The organism is Verrucomicrobiota bacterium (assembly GCA_039192515.1).
Lineage (GTDB): Bacteria > Verrucomicrobiota > Verrucomicrobiia > Methylacidiphilales > JBCCWR01 > JBCCWR01.
Genome location: JBCCXA010000005.1, coordinates 49532 through 67141, shown reverse-complemented (window position 1 = coordinate 67141; position 17610 = coordinate 49532). Strand labels below are relative to the sequence as shown.

16 protein-coding genes are annotated in these 17610 nt (G+C 42.4%); 11 read left to right on the top strand and 5 right to left on the bottom strand.

Annotation, left to right across the window (positions count from 1 at the left end; translation table 11 throughout):
• Nucleotides 1–18: 18 nt before the first annotated feature.
• Together AAGA18_03910 and AAGA18_03905 are read left to right on the top strand one after the other, a co-directional pair.
• Nucleotides 19–2958 carry an MMPL family transporter gene (locus AAGA18_03910; protein MEM9444476.1) on the top strand — a complete coding sequence of 980 codons (2940 nt, stop codon included), beginning with the start codon at nucleotides 19–21 and terminating at the stop codon, nucleotides 2956–2958.
• 68 nt (nucleotides 2959–3026) lie between these two features.
• Nucleotides 3027–4802, top strand: a complete 1776-nt coding sequence (locus AAGA18_03905; GenBank protein ID MEM9444475.1) for an assimilatory sulfite reductase (NADPH) flavoprotein subunit — start codon at nucleotides 3027–3029, stop codon at nucleotides 4800–4802.
• 83 nt (nucleotides 4803–4885) lie between these two features.
• Here AAGA18_03905 and AAGA18_03900 read toward each other — a convergent pair whose 3' ends face one another.
• Complete coding sequence (locus tag AAGA18_03900; GenBank protein MEM9444474.1) at nucleotides 4886–6118, bottom strand: folylpolyglutamate synthase/dihydrofolate synthase family protein; 1233 nt, start codon at nucleotides 6116–6118, stop codon at nucleotides 4886–4888.
• Between the two features lie 108 nt (nucleotides 6119–6226).
• On the opposite strand from AAGA18_03900, the gene rfaE1 reads away from it, so the two are divergent.
• From rfaE1 to lptB, 8 genes are read left to right on the top strand one after another with little or no spacing between them, the layout of a single operon-like run.
• Entirely contained in the window at nucleotides 6227–7237 is a 1011-nt protein-coding gene (rfaE1, locus tag AAGA18_03895) for a D-glycero-beta-D-manno-heptose-7-phosphate kinase (GenBank protein ID MEM9444473.1), read from the top strand.
• Between the two features lie 14 nt (nucleotides 7238–7251).
• Nucleotides 7252–7806 (top strand): HAD-IIIA family hydrolase, encoded by a 555-nt coding sequence (locus tag AAGA18_03890; GenBank protein ID MEM9444472.1) that lies wholly within the window; start codon nucleotides 7252–7254, stop codon nucleotides 7804–7806.
• 3 nt (nucleotides 7807–7809) lie between these two features.
• A complete protein-coding gene (gene kdsB, locus AAGA18_03885; GenBank protein MEM9444471.1) occupies nucleotides 7810–8538 on the top strand; it encodes a 3-deoxy-manno-octulosonate cytidylyltransferase in 729 nt (242 codons plus the stop codon).
• Nucleotides 8535–10151, top strand: coding sequence for a CTP synthase (locus AAGA18_03880; protein MEM9444470.1), 1617 nt, complete (start codon nucleotides 8535–8537; stop codon nucleotides 10149–10151). Before kdsB ends, AAGA18_03880 begins: the two co-directional genes overlap by 4 nt.
• A gap of 22 nt (nucleotides 10152–10173) precedes the next feature.
• The gene (gene kdsA / locus AAGA18_03875) at nucleotides 10174–10965 is read left to right on the top strand and encodes a 3-deoxy-8-phosphooctulonate synthase (protein ID MEM9444469.1); all 792 of its coding nucleotides are present in this window, start codon (nucleotides 10174–10176) and stop codon (nucleotides 10963–10965) included.
• Entirely contained in the window at nucleotides 10946–11461 is a 516-nt protein-coding gene (locus AAGA18_03870; GenBank protein ID MEM9444468.1) for a hypothetical protein, read from the top strand. Before kdsA ends, AAGA18_03870 begins: the two co-directional genes overlap by 20 nt.
• Nucleotides 11458–11907, top strand: a complete 450-nt coding sequence (locus AAGA18_03865; protein ID MEM9444467.1) for an LptA/OstA family protein — start codon at nucleotides 11458–11460, stop codon at nucleotides 11905–11907. The genes AAGA18_03870 and AAGA18_03865 overlap by 4 nt, the downstream gene beginning before the upstream one ends.
• 33 nt (nucleotides 11908–11940) lie before the next feature.
• Nucleotides 11941–12666, top strand: coding sequence for an LPS export ABC transporter ATP-binding protein (gene lptB, locus AAGA18_03860; GenBank protein ID MEM9444466.1), 726 nt, complete (start codon nucleotides 11941–11943; stop codon nucleotides 12664–12666).
• 332 nt (nucleotides 12667–12998) lie between these two features.
• Here lptB and AAGA18_03855 read toward each other — a convergent pair whose 3' ends face one another.
• Nucleotides 12999–13769, bottom strand: a complete 771-nt coding sequence (locus AAGA18_03855) for a type II CAAX endopeptidase family protein (GenBank protein MEM9444465.1) — start codon at nucleotides 13767–13769, stop codon at nucleotides 12999–13001.
• Between the two features lie 89 nt (nucleotides 13770–13858).
• Complete coding sequence (gene sppA, locus AAGA18_03850) at nucleotides 13859–14878, bottom strand: signal peptide peptidase SppA (protein MEM9444464.1); 1020 nt, start codon at nucleotides 14876–14878, stop codon at nucleotides 13859–13861.
• A gap of 53 nt (nucleotides 14879–14931) precedes the next feature.
• Between sppA and tilS the strand changes: the two genes are divergently transcribed.
• Nucleotides 14932–15849, top strand: a complete 918-nt coding sequence (tilS, locus tag AAGA18_03845) for a tRNA lysidine(34) synthetase TilS (protein ID MEM9444463.1) — start codon at nucleotides 14932–14934, stop codon at nucleotides 15847–15849.
• Nucleotides 15850–15876: 27 nt separating this feature from the next.
• Here the strand turns inward: tilS and AAGA18_03840 are convergent, their stop codons facing one another.
• Nucleotides 15877–16374 (bottom strand): C4-type zinc ribbon domain-containing protein, encoded by a 498-nt coding sequence (locus AAGA18_03840; GenBank protein MEM9444462.1) that lies wholly within the window; start codon nucleotides 16372–16374, stop codon nucleotides 15877–15879.
• A gap of 112 nt (nucleotides 16375–16486) precedes the next feature.
• The gene (locus AAGA18_03835; GenBank protein ID MEM9444461.1) at nucleotides 16487–17542 is read right to left on the bottom strand and encodes a 3-deoxy-7-phosphoheptulonate synthase; all 1056 of its coding nucleotides are present in this window, start codon (nucleotides 17540–17542) and stop codon (nucleotides 16487–16489) included.
• Between the last annotated feature and the right edge of the window lie 68 nt (nucleotides 17543–17610).

The following is a 17610-nucleotide window of genomic DNA, read 5'->3' as shown; positions in this document are numbered from 1 at the left end:
CTAGACTTTTTCTTTCTCATGCAGCAATTGGAGCAACTTTTTAGTCATTGGTTAGAGAGACTTGCAAGACAAGTATGTAAACGGCCTCGCTCAATTATTATAGCAGCAGTGGTCTTGTTTATTTTAGCTGCTTTGCTAGCCTGTACTAAACTTGGTGTTCTTAATAATACCAATGACCTTATTGATCAGGATTCCCCTGATTTGAAAAACTTTCTTTCATATTTAGAAGAATTTGAAACGAAGGATCCTATGGTTGTGGTGATAGAGTCGCCCAATGTAGAGGTTAACAAACAAGTTGCAGATGAATTAGCAAACCGCTTTTTGGAAGAAGGCAGTGGTATAGAGGATGCTTTTTATAAAATTGATTTCAGTCCTTTGATGCAAAAGTTGGTCAAGCAATCAGACTTGGTCAAGAAGCTTAGGCCTCATGGATTACTCTACGAATCTGAAGAAGATTTAAATGGCCATTTAGCCCTTATTAAGTCTTATAAAGATATCTTAAGTGCTAGCAACCAGGGTAATCAGCCGGCAGTTAACTTCAACTCTCTATTAGATAATGCTCTAAGGAAATTTGATAAGGTTGCTCAGAACCGAGGAGCTAAAGGAACTTTGGATGAGTTAGGCGCCTTTGTTGAACAGATGGTTGATAAATTAAGTAAGCTCGAGACGGATCTCTCTTCCCCAATAGATTCTGATGACTTGGATGTTGCTCTCCAAGGAACATTAAGTAAAGAAGCGTTCTTAAATGAGTTGGATGAGCAGGGGAGTTTGCAAATAGAAGCTGAGCTGGCTCAAATGGACACAACGGAATACCTTAGTTTCGAGCAAGGTAAATTGCTTCTTATGATGCTCACTCCAGGTGAGGGCAATTCCAAGGCGTTTGATCCCTATGATGAAGTGATTAGCGATTTGAGGGCAGATATGAAGGAAGTGGCAGAAGCTTTTACTGGGGTGCAGTTAGGTCTCACAGGCGAGCCAGTAATGCTTGATGATGAACTTAAGCAAAGTGAGAAAGATATGATCATTGCCGCTTCTTTGGCATTTGTCCTAATAGCTCTTTTTTTTATAGCTGCTTATCATGAAGTTGTAAGACCTTTGCTTGCTTTATTAGCCTTAGTTTTTGGGTTGGTTTGGTCACTTGGTTTTGCAGTTATTTCAGTGGGGCATCTCAATATTATTTCGCAGGCATTTATCTTAATGTTGATGGGGCTAGGGATTGATTTTGGAATACAGATATTAGGCCGCTATGAAGAAGAGCGTTTGCGGGGTAACATTGTTACGGAGTCAGTGATAGCAGCTATCAAATGCACAGGATCTGCGGTGTTGGTTGGGGGGCTCATAACTACTGCTGCTTTCTTAACTATGTGCTTCAATGAATTCAAAGGGCTGGGTGAGTTAGGTGTGATTGCAGGTGTTGGCATTCTATGGTGCCTGTTGGCTAGTTTGGTGCTTTTACCCGCTTTATTGGTTTTGCGGGACGGTTGTCGAGAGAGTGAAAAACCGTCTGGATTCCAGACCCTAGGTGAAAAAGGTAAGAAGGTAGATGCTTTTCTGGTGAAGAATCCTAAATGGATGTTGGGCTTTGCTGGGGTTATTAGTTTGCTGGCAGCCAGCCAGCTTCCCAAGGTGAAATTTGACTATAATTTGCTCAATCTCCAGAACCCGGAAATGCCAGCAGTTAGTGTGGTACATCGTTTGCTGCAGTCCGATGCAGACTCCTTTATTCCAGGTATTGTCATTGCAGAAGATCAAAGTGATGAACTTCAAAAAATTGCTCAACTCATGTCCTACGATACAGTTAAGAGCGTTTATAGTCCCATTGGAATGCTCAATGAGCTTAAGACAAGGATACCCGATGAAATGGAGGCGATGGTAGAAACTTTTCTGCCAAAAGATCAAGATAAGAAGCTAGAAATTCTAGCAGAACTCAAGAAAGAGTTAGACAGCTTTGAGTTTAAGGCTGATGTCAGCTCTAAGCTGGATATTGAAAAAGCTAAAAATAATTTAAAGACATTATTAGAATACTCGAAAGAGGGTCGCCGTGAAGCAGGTAAGGCAAAGTTACTGAGCGGGCGTGCAAAACAGGCAGTCAGTATCTTTGAAGAATTGATTCCCTCACTAGAGCGTTCATTGGCTGTGCTGGAATCGTTAGACCAGGAGGAAGCATCCAGGCGTTTATCTAAATATCAAATCAACTTGTTCAACCGGATGAAAAATGAATTTACTTTCCTTAAAAATATGGATCTGGAGAATCCTGTGAGTTCTGATTTGATAACTGTGGATGATTTTAAATTGGATGAACTTGACACAAGTGATTTGCCTGAAGAACTCAGAGAGAGATATATTTCTAAGAATGGACGTGTCCTGCTTGAAGTGATAGCTAAAGAAGATGTTTGGGAGCGTGAAGCAAATGTGGCTTTCGTAGCAGATTTAAAAGAGGTAGATCCTGATGCTACGGGCACACCTGTGCAAAATAACATCTATATTACAACACTCAAAGATAGTTACGTGCAGGCAGCATGCTGGGCTATGGTTGCCATTATTATTATGATAGCGATTCATTTTAGGAATACCCAACAAGTTTTGATTACCTTGCTACCGCTAGGTGTAGGCATTCTCTGGACAGTAGGAACCATGGGGCTATTTGGTATTCAATTTAACCCAGCGAATATTATTACATTACCATTAGTTATAGGGATTGGGGTGGCCTATGGGGTTTATGTGGTAGATCGTTACAATGAGGAGGGTAAGGTTAAATTATTTAGTGCTAGCACAGGTAAGGCCATTCTTCTATCTGCGTTAACGACTATGACTGGTTTTGGTTGTATGATAACCGGTGAGTATGTAGGCCTAGTTAGTTTAGGGTTGCTCATGATGATCGGCATTGGGTACTGCTTCATAGCAAGTGTGCTTATTTTGCCGCAAGTACTCAATTTGATTGGAGACAAGCACAAGTAAGTTGCGTCACAGGGGATTCTCTCCTATATTCCATCGCTTAATATTTATATAATAAGAGATCTCAGAAGATGCAAATTCCTAACCACGCCCCTATATCTCAAGATAAGAAAAAGGCGCTAGAGCTATTGCTCGCTAATTCAACGCCAATCGAAAGAGCATGGATAGCCGGCTATCTAAGCGCTTTGGATGCTCAAGTTACTAATACGGATATTGCTCCTAACAAACCCCAAGAAGTCACTATTCTTTACGGCAGTGAGTCTGGAAATTCTGAAGGACTGGCCGATGAGGCTAAAAAAGCAGTCAAAGCTAGAGGCATGAAAACATCTGTCATGAGCATGGCAGATGTCAAATGGAGTCAGATAGCAAAAGTAGATACACTGCTTCTTATTACAAGTACATGGGGAGACGGGGATCCGCCCGAGACCGCAGTTGATTTTCATGCAGAAGTCATGAAAAAAGATGCGGCATCGTTCTCTGGTGACTTTGCAGTATGTGCTCTCGGCGATGTGAGTTACGAGAAATTTTGTCAAACAGGCAAAGATTTTGATCAACAATTAGAGAAATTGGGTGGGCGTCGATTAGTTCCTCGTCAAGATTGTGATGTTGATTTTGAGGAACCCTTTCAAGACTGGTTGAAAAAAGTAGTGGAAGAGCTAGATAAGCAGGAAGATTCTGTAACAGTTGTTGCTAGCCCTTCGAGTGTCGTAGCGGAGCCCCAAGAGGCTTATAGTAAAAAGAATCCTTTCCCGGCAGTGTTAAACGAGCGCATATTGCTCAACGGTAGAGGCTCCTCAAAAGAGACATTTCATTTGGAATTTTCATTGGACGGTTCAGGCTATACCTATGAGCCTGGAGATGTTTTTGCCTATACGCCTAAAAATGCTTCAGAGGATGTAGAGGCAGTTTTGAAAGCAGGAGGTTTTGATCCCTCTTCAGAGGTGACATTAAAGAGTGGTGAGAAAAAGGCTTTGAGCGATGCTTTGACGAATGATTTTGATATTACAACGCTCAACAAAAGTGTTCTTCAGAAATACCAGGATTTAGTCGAGTCTGCGAAATTAGGAGAGTTTCTCAAGGATGAAGCTAGCGCAGTTAAGGATTATCTCTGGGGCCGTCAGCCTGTTGATATGTTATCGGATTTTCCTGTAAAAGGATTAGAACCGCAGCAGTTTCTCGGATTAATGAGGAAAATTCCGCCGAGGTTGTATTCGATAGCCTCAAGCTTGAAAGCGCATCCTGATGAAGTTCATCTCACTATTGCCGTTGTGAGGTATGAAAGTCACGGAAGGAAAAGGAGAGGTGTGGCCTCCACATATGTAGCAGATCGTATTGATGTAGGAGATACGGTGCCCTCATTTGTTAATCGTAATAAAAATTTTAAATTACCTGAGGATTATAATACACCAATTATTATGGTAGGGCCAGGCACTGGGGTAGCTCCATTTCGAGCTTTTGTAGAAGAGCGAGCTACGGTTGGGGCTAAGGGCAAAAGTTGGTTGTTTTTTGGTGATCAACATTATAGTTATGATTTCTTATACCAGCTTGAATGGCAGGATTACTTAAAAGACGGATATCTTACAAAGTTGGATCTGGCATTTTCCAGAGACCAGAAGCACAAGGTTTATGTACAAAACCGCATGGAGCAACAGGCTAAGGAAATCTATGATTGGTTAGAGAATGGCGCCCATTTCTATGTATGTGGTGATGCTCAGCGTATGGCAGGTGATGTGCATGACATGCTTATTAACATTGTTTCAAAAGTTGGAGAAAAGCCCTTCGAAGACGCTATCTCATATGTGAAGGACTTGCAAAAGTCCAAACGCTATCAGCGCGATGTCTACTAAAGGCTATTTCTATACTTATTGCTGCTGGGGCGCTTTCATGGGAGCAACGATTGCTTGTTCAACTTCTGTGACATAATGCGGCTTTATTTAGAGAACCACCAATTAAGTGCTATCTCTTTTTGGTCTGCTTTTTTGTCTATAGAAATCACTTCGCCTACAAGATATAAAGACCCTATGACTAGGATGGTTCTTTGGGATGCCTTGGCCGCTTCCCAACCTTCCTTAATAGATGTAAAAACTTTGGACTCTGCTCTAGTTAATGATGCGTTGATTTCACCAGGCTCTATCGCAGCGGGTGACTTTAAAGGCACTAGCCACAACTCGAAGTCTTTCTTGTCTAAGACTTCCTTGAGCTCATTCCACTTGCTTAAGCCCTGGCATGAGAATAAAATAATTTCAGGTTTCTTGCCAACTAATTTCATCCACGTTCCAAACGTAGATATGAGCGCAGGACGATTGTGAGCACCGTCAAGAACTCGAATTGGCTCGTAAGATAGAACCTGAAAGCGCCCTGGCCACATAACTTGCATGAGGCCCTTCGCGACAGTGCTCGATTCTAGTGAAACATTCTTTTTTTTTGATAACCAATCTAAGACAGCACATGACGTGCGGATATTTTCTTGCTGATAACTTCCAGTTAAGCGAGTAAAGTATGCAGAATCATTCCAAGTAAAGGCAATACCCTCTAACTGATGTGATTGAAACTGTAGTTTTAGCGTTCTTTGGTTGTGATAGATTATTTCACTGCCCGTAGATCTAGCTTTTCTCTCTACTGCTTTTCTGGCCTCTTTAGGTAAATCTCCAATAACAACAGGGACATCATTCTTGATGATCCCTGCTTTCTCGGTGGCTATTTCTTCCAGTGTAGAGCCAAGAAATCTCATATGATCCAAACCAATGCTTGTAATGACACTGAGTTCAGGTTGAACAATATTGGTGGCATCCAACCTTCCGCCCATGCCAGTTTCGAGCAGAACCCAGTCAACACTATGTTTATTAAAATGTCCTAGAGCTATAGCAGTAGTTGCTTCAAAAAATGTCATCTGTAGATCGAGGGATCTGAGCTTATTAACCCATGCGACAATTTCTTCTTTAGAAATCATCATACCTTCGATGGCAATTCTTTCGCGGAAAGAAATTAAATGGGGCGAAGTATAAACCCCTACTTTCAAACTCGCTTCCTTTAGGACAGAGGCAACGAGTTGGATTACAGATCCTTTGCCATTAGTTCCAGCAAAGTGAATAATCCTTAAATTATTTTGAGGATTGCCTAGTCTATTACATAGAGAGGTAATATTCTCCAACCCAAATTTCATTCCTTGGCTGCGCAAATGGAGCAGCCACTTGATGGCTTCATCATAAATCACTAGAATCTATATTTACGGTTTGCAGCTTTTCAGCAACTCCTTATCGTCTTGTCTGCAATGATATTTTCTCAACAACGCCTAAAAAAGATCATCAAGCGCATGCAGAAGGTTCACATACTTGTTATTGGGGATGTTATGCTCGATCGCTTTGTCTGGGGAAAAGTTTCTCGAATTTCCCCTGAAGCTCCAGTGCCAGTTGTCCATGTTACCCATGACTCATCATATCCTGGGGGTGCGGCCAATGTTGCTAGAAACCTTGCTGATTTTAGGATTTCAACAGATATTGCCGGTATTATCGGCCGTGATTCTGGAGGACGTGAACTGCAAAAGATTTTGCATTCGTGCAAAATTAAGGGTTGTATGCTACAGGCAGAGAGTCGTTTCCCAACTATCGTCAAAACAAGAGTCGTCGCGCGTCAGCAACAAGTAGTTCGAGTTGATCGAGAAGAAAGGTTGAGTCTATCTGCAAAAAAAGAAAAAGCTTTCTTGTCTACCATCGAAAGACAGATTGATAAGTATGATGCAATTATTGTCGAAGACTATGGGAAGGGTCTTTTGACTCAAAGTCTTGTAGAGAGCATCATTTCCCTCTCCCGCGATCACAAGAAAATCCTTACTGCCGATCCTAACCCAAATAACCCACTACAGTGGACAGGTGCAACACTCGTTAAACCTAATAGACTAGAAGCCTACTCTGCAGCAGGTATGCCCCTGGATGAAAACTTAGAAAGCCTACATAAAGTTGGGAAAATCCTTCTGAGGAAATGGGAGATACAACAACTTCTCGTCACGCTTGGGGAACAGGGCATGGTGTTTTTTGACAAAAGCGGAAAGACTTACTACACACCCACCAGGGCAAGAGAAGTCTTTGACGTATCGGGAGCAGGTGATACTGCTATCGCTTTTTTAACCGCTGGATTAGCAGCTGGCCTTAAATTAGAAGAAGCAGCAGAAATTGCCAACTATGCTGCCGGTGTGGTAGTTGCAAAACTTGGAACAGCAACCCTAAAACCTGAGGAACTCATGAATCATATTTCTTTGCAGAATAAAGAAGTTCTTACCAAGTAAGCCTTGTTTCATAGATGAAATCCGCCATCTTTCTAGACCGTGATGACACCATTATTAAAAATGTGCCTTATAATGGAGATCCCTCCAAAGTTGAATTAATGCCTACCGCACCAGAAGCTCTAAAGCTTATGAAGGAACTAGGTTATGCATTGTTTATTCTTTCTAACCAATCAGGGGTAGGGCGAGGCTACATTACAAGGGAGCAAGTAAAGCTCGTTAATCAGGAGATGCTTCGACAGCTTAAAGAAAAAGATGTCACTAGCCCTTTTACAAAAATATATAATGCCTATGCATGTCCTGAGACCGGAACTAACAAGGAGCTTTCTTACCGCAAACCCTTACCAGCCTATGTGAACCAAGCGCGAGATGCCTACCAGCTTGATCTTTCTCGATCTTACTTCATTGGAGATCGCGTTGCAGATGTCATGTGCGGGAAAAATGCCGGTTGTTCAAGCATTCTAGTTCTAACCGGTAGTTACAAAGATGAAAAAGATGAGGCATTAGAAAATGCCGACTATGCGGCCAAGACACTGCTAGAGGCTGCACAGTGGATACAGAAGGTAAATTAGTCAATGTCTCATAAAATAATCGCTGTTATACCCGCTAGGTACGCCTCAACTCGCTTCCCTAAGAAAATGTTAGCAAGTCTTTGTGGGAAGCCATTGCTGCAGTGGGTATGGGAAGGGGTGCAAAAATCCCAATATATCAAGGACATCCTTGTGGCCACAGACCACATTGAAATTCAAAAGCTTGTTGAAGGTTTTGGGTGCCACGCTGTCATGACTGATCCAGGCTTGCCTTCTGGAACTGATCGAGTAGCTGCGGCCATCAAGAATAGCGAGGCCGATCTGGTGATCAATGTGCAAGGAGATGAGCCACAAGTGGATGGCAGGTGCTTAGACGATCTCATTGATGATATGGGTGATTGCCCTATCGGCACACTTGCACGTGCTATGCATCCTACGGAGGATTGCACGAATCCCAATCTAGTCAAGGTAGTTACCGATAGCCAAAAAAGGGCTCTCTATTTTTCACGAGCACCTATCCCCTATCCAAGGGATGGCGAAGATAAATCTAGTGTTCATTATTATCAGCACCTTGGTATCTATTGCTACCAAAGAGTAACCTTACAAAAGCTAGTTAAACTCTCTCCAAGTCCTTTGGAGCAAACCGAAAAGCTAGAACAGTTACGCGCCCTAGAGAATGGTATTGCGATTCGCGTCGTGCCAACTAGTTTGAAAACTATAGGTGTTGATACACCTGAAGATCTACAACACTTAGAGAAAACATTAGGGAAATGAAATACATCTTTATTACAGGGGGGGTCGTTAGTTCTCTCGGAAAAGGACTAACAGCAGCGGCTTTAGGCACGTTACTCGAACATCGCGGACTTAAGGTTGTGATTCAGAAATTCGACCCTTATCTAAATGTAGATCCAGGAACGATGAGCCCTTTTCAGCATGGTGAAGTCTATGTGCTAGAGGACGGCGCAGAAACAGACCTAGACCTTGGTCACTACGAACGCTTTACCAGCAGTAAATTGTCCAAGAACAACAACCTTACTGCTGGCCAAGTCTATGAGGAGGTTCTCCGTAAAGAACGGCGTGGAGATTACCTCGGAAAGACCATTCAAGTTATTCCGCATATCACTGATGAAATTAAAGCACGGATCAATAAGATCGCTCAGATCCATGATTGTGATATCATCATCACTGAAATCGGTGGCACAACAGGGGATATAGAGGGTCTACCCTTCTTGGAGGCTATTCGCCAATTCGCACTTGAAGTAGGCCAAGAGAATGCTCTGTTTATTCATGTCACTCTCTTGCCCTATATTAAAGCTGCGGGAGAGCTAAAATCTAAACCCACCCAACAGTCAGTTGCGAAACTACGTGAGATCGGTATACAGCCAAAGGTTCTAGTATGTCGCACAGAGCACCCTGTTGAGAAGGAGGTGAGGCAAAAACTTTCTCTATTCTGCAATGTTTCACCCGAAGCAGTAATTGAGGAGATAGATGTCGCTTATTCTATCTATGAAGTTCCCCTTATGCTCCAAAGAGAAAAGTTGGATAGCTTGGTCTGTCGCTACCTACATCTAGATCTTCCGCATGCCGATATGCGCAATTGGGAAAATATGGTGAACCGTATCATTGCACCGAAGAGCCATGTTAACATTGCTGTTGTTGGTAAATATATTGAGCATCAAGATGCTTATAAATCGATCTATGAGGCCCTGACTCATGCTGGAGCTAAGGCCGACTGTGGCGTTTATGTTCTACGGGTGGACGCTGAGGACATTGAAGCAGAAGGTGCTGGAAAATTTCTGTCAGGGATTGATGGTATTCTGATCCCTGGCGGCTTCGGGTCGCGTGGTATTGAGGGCAAGATTGCAGCCGCACAATTTGCTCGAGAAAATAAAACTCCTTACTTGGGTCTGTGCTTAGGTATGCAAATCGCGGTGATTGAGTTTGCCCGCAATGTCTGTGGCATGAATGGTGCTCATAGTACGGAATTTCAAGAGGCCACCCCTGATCCAGTTATTTCATTGCTAGAGGAGCAAAAGGAGGTCAAACAAAAGGGCGCCTCAATGAGGCTAGGTGACTCTCCTTGTGTTTTATCAAAAGGTAGTAAAGCCTATGCTGCTTATAGAGAGGAACTTATTTACGAGAGGCACCGTCATCGCTATGAATTCAACAACCATTACAAAGAACAAATTGAAAATGCAGGACTGCGCGTTGCTGGAACTTATAAGGATAGAGATCTAGTTGAGGTTGTTGAGGTGATCGACCATCCTTGGTTTGTTGCCGCACAGTACCACCCAGAATTTAAATCAAAACCTACAGCAGCTCACCCCTTATTTTTTAATTTTGTAAAGGCCAGCTTGGAGCACTCTCAAGCGAATAAGGCCTCATAACCACCGTTTTATACTCAAGCAGATGCCTAAGAAAATAAAGCCTTTTACATTCATCGCAGGTCCATGCGTTCTTGAGGATAAAAGCTCTGCCTTAAAAATTGCCAAACGCCTCAAAAGTATTGCAGAGAGTCTAGAGCTTCCATTTATTTTTAAAGCCTCATACGACAAGGCTAACCGCACAAGCATCAATTCCTATAGAGGCCCTGGCCTTAGAGTGGGACTTGAAATTCTCTATGAGATCAAAAGCAAATTGAACATTGCAGTTACCAGTGATATTCACCTGGTTGAGGAAGCCGAACCCGCCTCAAAGGTTCTTGATATCATCCAAGTGCCTGCTTTCCTATGCCGGCAGACGGACCTCATTTCCGCGGCTGCAGCAACAGGGAGAACCATTAATGTCAAGAAAGGCCAATTCCTTTCCCCACTTGAGATACAACCTATTGCAGATAAATTAAAAGAGGCAGGGTGTAAGAAGTATTACATAACAGAGCGTGGCTCAAGTTTTGGTTATCAAAACCTAGTAGTAGATATGCGCTCGTTAATTTGGATGCGAGAACAAGGGCATCCAGTCATCTTTGATGCCACACACTCGGTGCAAAGGCCTGGAGCTCTAGGCCAAGCCACAGGTGGGGACGGGGCTATGGCTCCACATTTAGCTAGAGCTGCTTTGGCCACTGGAGTTGACGGTCTATTTATGGAAACCCATCCGAAACCCTCTCAATCTCCTTCTGATGGTGCGAATATGATTCCTCTTGCTCTTCTTCCCAAAATTTTGCGAAAATTAAAGATTATTCATGAAGCAAGCCAATCTTGAGAGATTTACTGGTCAACTGTTTGCAGACAGAAAATACAAGCGTTCACTGCGTCGACCAAACACCAAAGTAAGTGCAGTATTTATTATCCTAATCTGCTTATGTCTACCCTTGGCTCTGCTTTTCGCTCAAACCGATTTCAGCATAGGCTCAATCATTAAGGGTTTTGAAATGCCTCAACATGACTCTCAAGGGCAAATCAAAGCGAAAATACATGGTAAAGAGGCCACGGTCATGACCTCCAGCCGTATTAAAGTTAGAGGACTTAAAATTGAATTCTTTGAAAAGGGTGACACAGTGATGGAAATCACCTCTACTCAAAGCGACTTCTGGCGAAGCCAGAACCGACTTACAACTGACAAAGGTGTTAAGATTATTCGTCCTGGCCTTATCATAGAGGCAGAGCAAATGGACTGGGAGCTTGCAGGCTCTAAAGGAAATTTAAAAGGCAATGTAAAAGTTAAACTCACGAACCAAGACGATTTATTAGTAAAATGAAAAGACATCTCATCTACCTTAATCTCATCCTGACGCTCACATGGCAGCACGCTTGTCTGGCACAAAATGAGAACGCCGAAACAACTATATCAAGTGAGAGCTTTACTCTAAACCTAGAAGAAAAACAAGGGGTCTTCGCTGGCAAGGTAGTTGTTTCTCACCCCAAATTTGAACTATTTACCGAAGAAATGGTTGTCTATTTTACTGTGGACAACAAAGTAGAGCGCATGTTGGCCAAGGGGCAGGTGCGTATCAAACAAGCCGATAAATCATCTGAAAGCCGCGAAGCAGAGTATCTTGTGGGTGAGAAGAAGATCATTTTAACCGGGAACCCTGTTGTAACCCAGGGTGAGAACATCGTCTCGGGCAATACTATTAATATCTATCCTGAAACTGACAAAATGGAAGTAACAGGCCGCAGTAAGCTTCAGTTTTACTTAGAATAAGCTCACTTCTCAATCTCCTCTTACCTCCTGCTTATGCTTGAATTGCTTGTTACTGAGTCTCTCATTAAAAATTATGGCGACCGCAACGTAGTGAACGGCGTTAGTATGCGTGTGGGCAATGGAGAAATTGTCGGGCTATTAGGACCGAATGGAGCAGGAAAAACCACCTGCTTCTACATGATAGTTGGTCTTATCAAACCAACAAGTGGTACCATCTCCTTTTCCGGAAGGAGCGTTGGTGATATGCCCATGTACCGCCGAGCTCGGCATGGCATTGGTTATTTGCCCCAAGAGGAATCGATTTTTCGCCTGCTCACGGTGGAGGATAATATCCTGGCAATTTTGGAAACTCTGCAGCTTACCCCCAAGGAGCGTCGTGACAGATGTGAAGAGCTCATGATGGAACTAGGTATTGAACATATTCGTAAAAGCAAAGCGTACACACTATCTGGAGGTGAAAAAAGGAGGCTCTCCATAGCACGCTGTTTGGTTACGAACCCTTCTCTCTTGCTGCTTGACGAGCCCTTTAGTGGCGTTGATCCGATGGCCGTATATGATATTCAGCAAATTATATTGTCTTTGAGGGAAAAAGGACTGGCTATTCTAATCACGGACCACAACGTTCGAGAGACTTTATCAGTTGTTGATCGCGCTTACCTCATATGTGAAGGGCGTGTGGAAAGCGAGGGAACGAGCGACTTTCTGATCAACGACTCTGTTGCTAGGGAGCTTTATTTAGGGCCTCGTTTCAATATCTAGGACTCTGAGACTCAACTTCTTCCCTAGATGGGGCATTTAGATTAATTTTTCTCTTTTGCACTAACATTAGTTGGCTAAGTGTCTGAGAATTAAAATCAACATGATGAAAGCGAGCAAAGGCGAAATGCTGTTCCTCTTTGCTAGCACCAAAAGCAGAGGAACATTTTCGTAAGATTGCGTTTATCTTGTTCATGAGCTACTTCCATATTCTGCCTTAAAAAAAAGAAGTCGAGTGAAACCTGCAAAAAATAACATCGCCATAATAAATTAACTTTAATCAATTTTTCACGATGTTTTACATAAAAAATTTAGTAACTGTTTGAAAACAAGATTCAAAGCGTCAATATGCCCATCATTTTAAGCACAAATAACAGAGCAAGAGAGATGCTATTGAAGAGCGCGTGCAGTAATACAGATAGCCATAATCTGCCTGAGGCATCATACAACCAAGCTAAGACTAGTCCCAAAAATGAAAGTGGAATGAATGAAGGGAGATGACCATGCACTGCACCAAACAAAATAGCGGTCACCAAGTAGGCAAACAAGGAACCTGCTCTCTTTTTCATAATAGGAAATAAAAATCCTCTAAAGAAAATCTCTTCCAAAACAGGAGCTATAGCACAAGCATAGATCACAAATGACAAGTAGTCCTCAGTGTTCTCTAAAGTTAAAAAATGTTGGACAGTATCTTGAGCATCTGTCTCAATCCCAACGAAATGCAAAATTAAGGTTGAGAGAGCGGCTAACAGCGCCATAGGTAGAGGTAAAGCAAGATAGATGATGATCATCCATTTTAGAACGAATAGATAGGGTAGCTTCCCACCAATCCACAATTGCTCGATGTCTATTCGCTGTGAAAGAAAGACCATGATAGCTCCAAGCACTATGAGGAAAGGCATGAGTGCAGCTAGATACATATTAAGGCCAGGTAAGAGGGGAATGAAAGCTACTGACAAGACAATCATCAGCATAAGAGACCAAGGCACGTCTGCTTCTACTAGATGATTGCGATAAGCCAATAACTCTCTATGCCTTTTTCTCACATAGTTAAGGGCTAGCAAACTAATAGGGAAAATCAACAACCCCGAAAGTAGTTGTATCATCGATTGCTGGGAAAAAATATCATCCACAGATAGAAAACTACCTAGGCCTGGCGATTAAGCTACAACGTAATAAGAGAGAAGAGCATCTATTAAAGGCCCCGAACAAATGTCGGGGCAATGTAGTAAAGTTTCCCCGGCTGTAGCTGAACACCATTTAAGCCTAGGTCTAGCTCCACTTTCTTACCGTGATGGCTTGGAGCTTTACCGAATATTCTGATCAGCCGGTTAAAGCTGAATGGTGTCTCATATCTGATAACCTGCGAATTTTCACTGATTCCAGCAATTTCAGCTGTCTTCTTGATAGCGTCTTCGAAATAACCTGTTTGATCAATTAGTCCAACTTCCTGGGCCTGCTTACCGCTTAAAATGCGGCCATCCGCAATTTCTGATTTTAATAAGTCTATGGCTAGCTCCCTTTCCTCGGCGACAAGGCCTACAAATTTAGCATAGCTCTCGTCGATCATGTTTTGAAGGAGTTGAATTTCCTCAGGAGTTGCATCACGAAAGGGATTTAGCAGATCTTTAAGCCTGCCTGATTTAATGGTAACTCCGTTTACACCAATCTTGTCCATCAATTCTTTAAATTGGAGGGTTTGCATAATGACTCCAATACTTCCAGTAATCGTGAGCTCATTGGCCATGATGTAACGCCCTGCAATAGCAGAGTAATACCCCCCTGAAGCAGCTACACTGTCCATATATATAACCACAGGCTTCACCTCGTCTAATTGTTTGATGTGGTGGTAAATGACATCACTAGCTGTAATTTCCCCTCCAGGACTATCGATGCGAACAATCACTGCCTTGATAGATGAATCCTTTTTGGCCTTTTTAATCTTTGCAATAATATCGTCCACCATAGAGTCGTAAACATCTCCAGGCTGAGAATAACCTATAACACCAAATACATTAATAAGCCCTATCTGTTCTTTTGAAGATCCCTTACCTGTGACAACAACTTCTTCAAAAGGATCCAGAAAGCCACTAGAAGCAGACATTCCACTCGATGTAGCACCTTTCGAGACGATTAGCACTAGATTAACTATTAAGCTACCCATTAGGGCGACAATTAGAATAGAGCCTATGCAGCCCAAGGCGTATTTTTTCATTGTTTTAGAACCATGACAGTATTTTTATAATTCGCAAGCCCCCTTAGAAGAAAATGATCTTAAACCGCGTAATACAAGAAATTCACTCTTGCAAGCCTCATGACGGACGATCTATAGGATTGGCATGCTCAGGAGGTATGGACTCTATGTTACTTCTGCATATTCTTAACGAATCAAAGGTTCCTATACATCTACTACATTTTAATCACAAATGGAGGAAAGAGGAAAGCGATGAGGTTGTGACCTGGATCGAAGTCCATTGTGAAAAGACTCAGATGCCCTATTCCATTGGCAAAGCAAAGACCAAAGGAGTTACCAGTGAAGGCCAGGCCCGTAATGAACGCTGGGAATTCTTACTTAAAGAGGCTCGAAGGCACAATTTACACTCTATTTGGACTGCCCACCATGCTGACGATTTAGTAGAGACGTTCCTTTTGCAACTTTGTAGAGGAGCCGGTCCCGACGGTCTTGCAGGCCTAATAAAAGAGCGTTTTAGAGGTGGTGTAAAAATTATTCGTCCTTTGTTGGAATTTAGCAGGAAGGAACTCGAGGTAATTGCCAGAGATCAAAAAGTCGCTTGGAAAGAGGATAAAACAAACAAATCACTGGATTTTTTTCGCAACCGTATACGACACCAATTGTTGCCCATGATGAGCCAAATGAGTGGCAGAGAGAGTGCACCTCTAATCTTAAGAACTGCAAAACTTATCTCTGATGAAAATGATTACTGGCAAAAATTAATTCCCAACGAGTTGCCCACCAAAGTATTTATCAAAGATATCAAACATAAACACCCTGCGTATCAGAAGCGTTACATTAGAAGCTGGCTACATTCTCAAAACATCAGGGCTCCATCTTACGACCAAATTGAGGCTGTAAGACTACTCATGACGCACCAAAAGCCTTCAAAAGTAAATTTAAGCAAAAGTAGGTATTGTAGAAGAAGAGCTGGATACCTCTTTATAGAGTGAATGTGTAGGACTAATTTTTGTAGGCAACTACTTAGTCGTCTTTTTGGCAGTTCTCTTCTTGACTGCGACCTTTTTAGTGGCTGTTTTTTTAGCTGGTGCTTTCTTGGCCAAAGACCCTTTTTTAGACTCAGTTTCATCCTCTGGAAAGAGCTCTTTGAACTTCTTTTTACCTAAGAGATCTTCAGTCTCATCACCTATATAAATATAGGATCCACAATTTTCGCAGATTAAAATGTCCTCTTTTTGAGCCAAAGCAGATCTTAAACCTACTGGGACCGCTATGAAACAACCACGACAAACCCAATTAATAACAGGACTCGTACTGGATCTCCCTTTGACTCTAATACGGTCATGATGACCTAAAATAGGGTGAGGAAGCTTTTTTCTATCCCGGTCTATTTCCTTTTGAAGTTTCTTTTTAGCTTCATATTGCCTAGGTCTTAGTAGTGCATATTCACTTTCCAAAAAATTAAGTGATATGAGGCTTGATAAAATAGTTCTCCTTGAAGGTCTTTGAATAGCCATATCCTACTACAAAAATTGTCAACTGCGATCTTCTCTCCTACGCTTCATACTTTAACCTATTACAAAAATTAGTCTAGTATAGAAAAGGATAGATCGAATATCCTCAGGATACTTACTTTGTACCATTTGCAGCCAATTTCTCATAGCCACTAAGCAGCAATTTTTCCGTGCTCGCCCAAGATAGACAAGGATCTGTTATAGAAACCCCATAACATAGGTTTTTACCGTCCCCAATAAACTGCTTACCCTCAAAAAGATTGCTCTCTACCATAGCACCTATAATTCCATCATTACCAGCGATTCTCTGATCCAAAATACTGTTCCAGACCAACTCTTGACGTGCTGGCTCTTTGCCTGAATTGGCATGACTGCAGTCTACCATCAATACAGGGTTAAGTCTGGATGAATCCAGACGCCCCATAGATTCAGCTATACTCTCGGTATCATAGTTAGTGCGCTTAGCACCGCCTCTTAAAATGATATGGCCCCAACTATTACCTGTTGTATGAAAAATACAATTTGCACCGTCCTCATCTATTCCGATAAAAGAGTGCGGATGCATAGCAGCTCCCATGGCATCAATCGCCACCTGTAAACTTCCATCCGTGCTATTTTTAAAACCAACAGGCATAGATAAACCACTAGCCATTTGTCGATGAGTCTGTGACTCGGTAGTGCGTGCACCTATTGCCGCCCAACTCACCAAATCAGAAGTATACTGTGGCACAATGGGATCAAGAAATTCAGTGGCCGCAGGAAGCCCCATTTGCGTGATTTGCAAAAGAAGCTTTCTACCTAGTTTCAGACCTTCTTGAATATCATTTGTTCCATCTAAATGTGGATCATTTATAAGCCCTTTCCAGCCAATAGTCGTTCGAGGTTTCTCGAAATAGACACGCATCATAATGAATAAGCGGTCTTCTAGATCTTTCCTTACTTGATTAAGCCTCTCCGCATACTCCAATGCCCCGATAGGATCATGAATAGAGCAAGGTCCCACGACAACTAAGAAACGTTTATCCTGTTTCATTAGAATCTTCCGGACGGCTTCTCTTCCGCCTAGTACTGAATCAACCACTGCTTCAGACAGCTGGATTTCATGGCGCAATGCCTTGGGTGATATAAGGCGCTCACAGTTCTTAACATGAAGATTCCGTATCTCTTTCATAAGGAAAGCAGAACTCTAGCTATCTTTCCTTGGATCTCCAGAAGATTTTTGAAATAAGACGTAATATA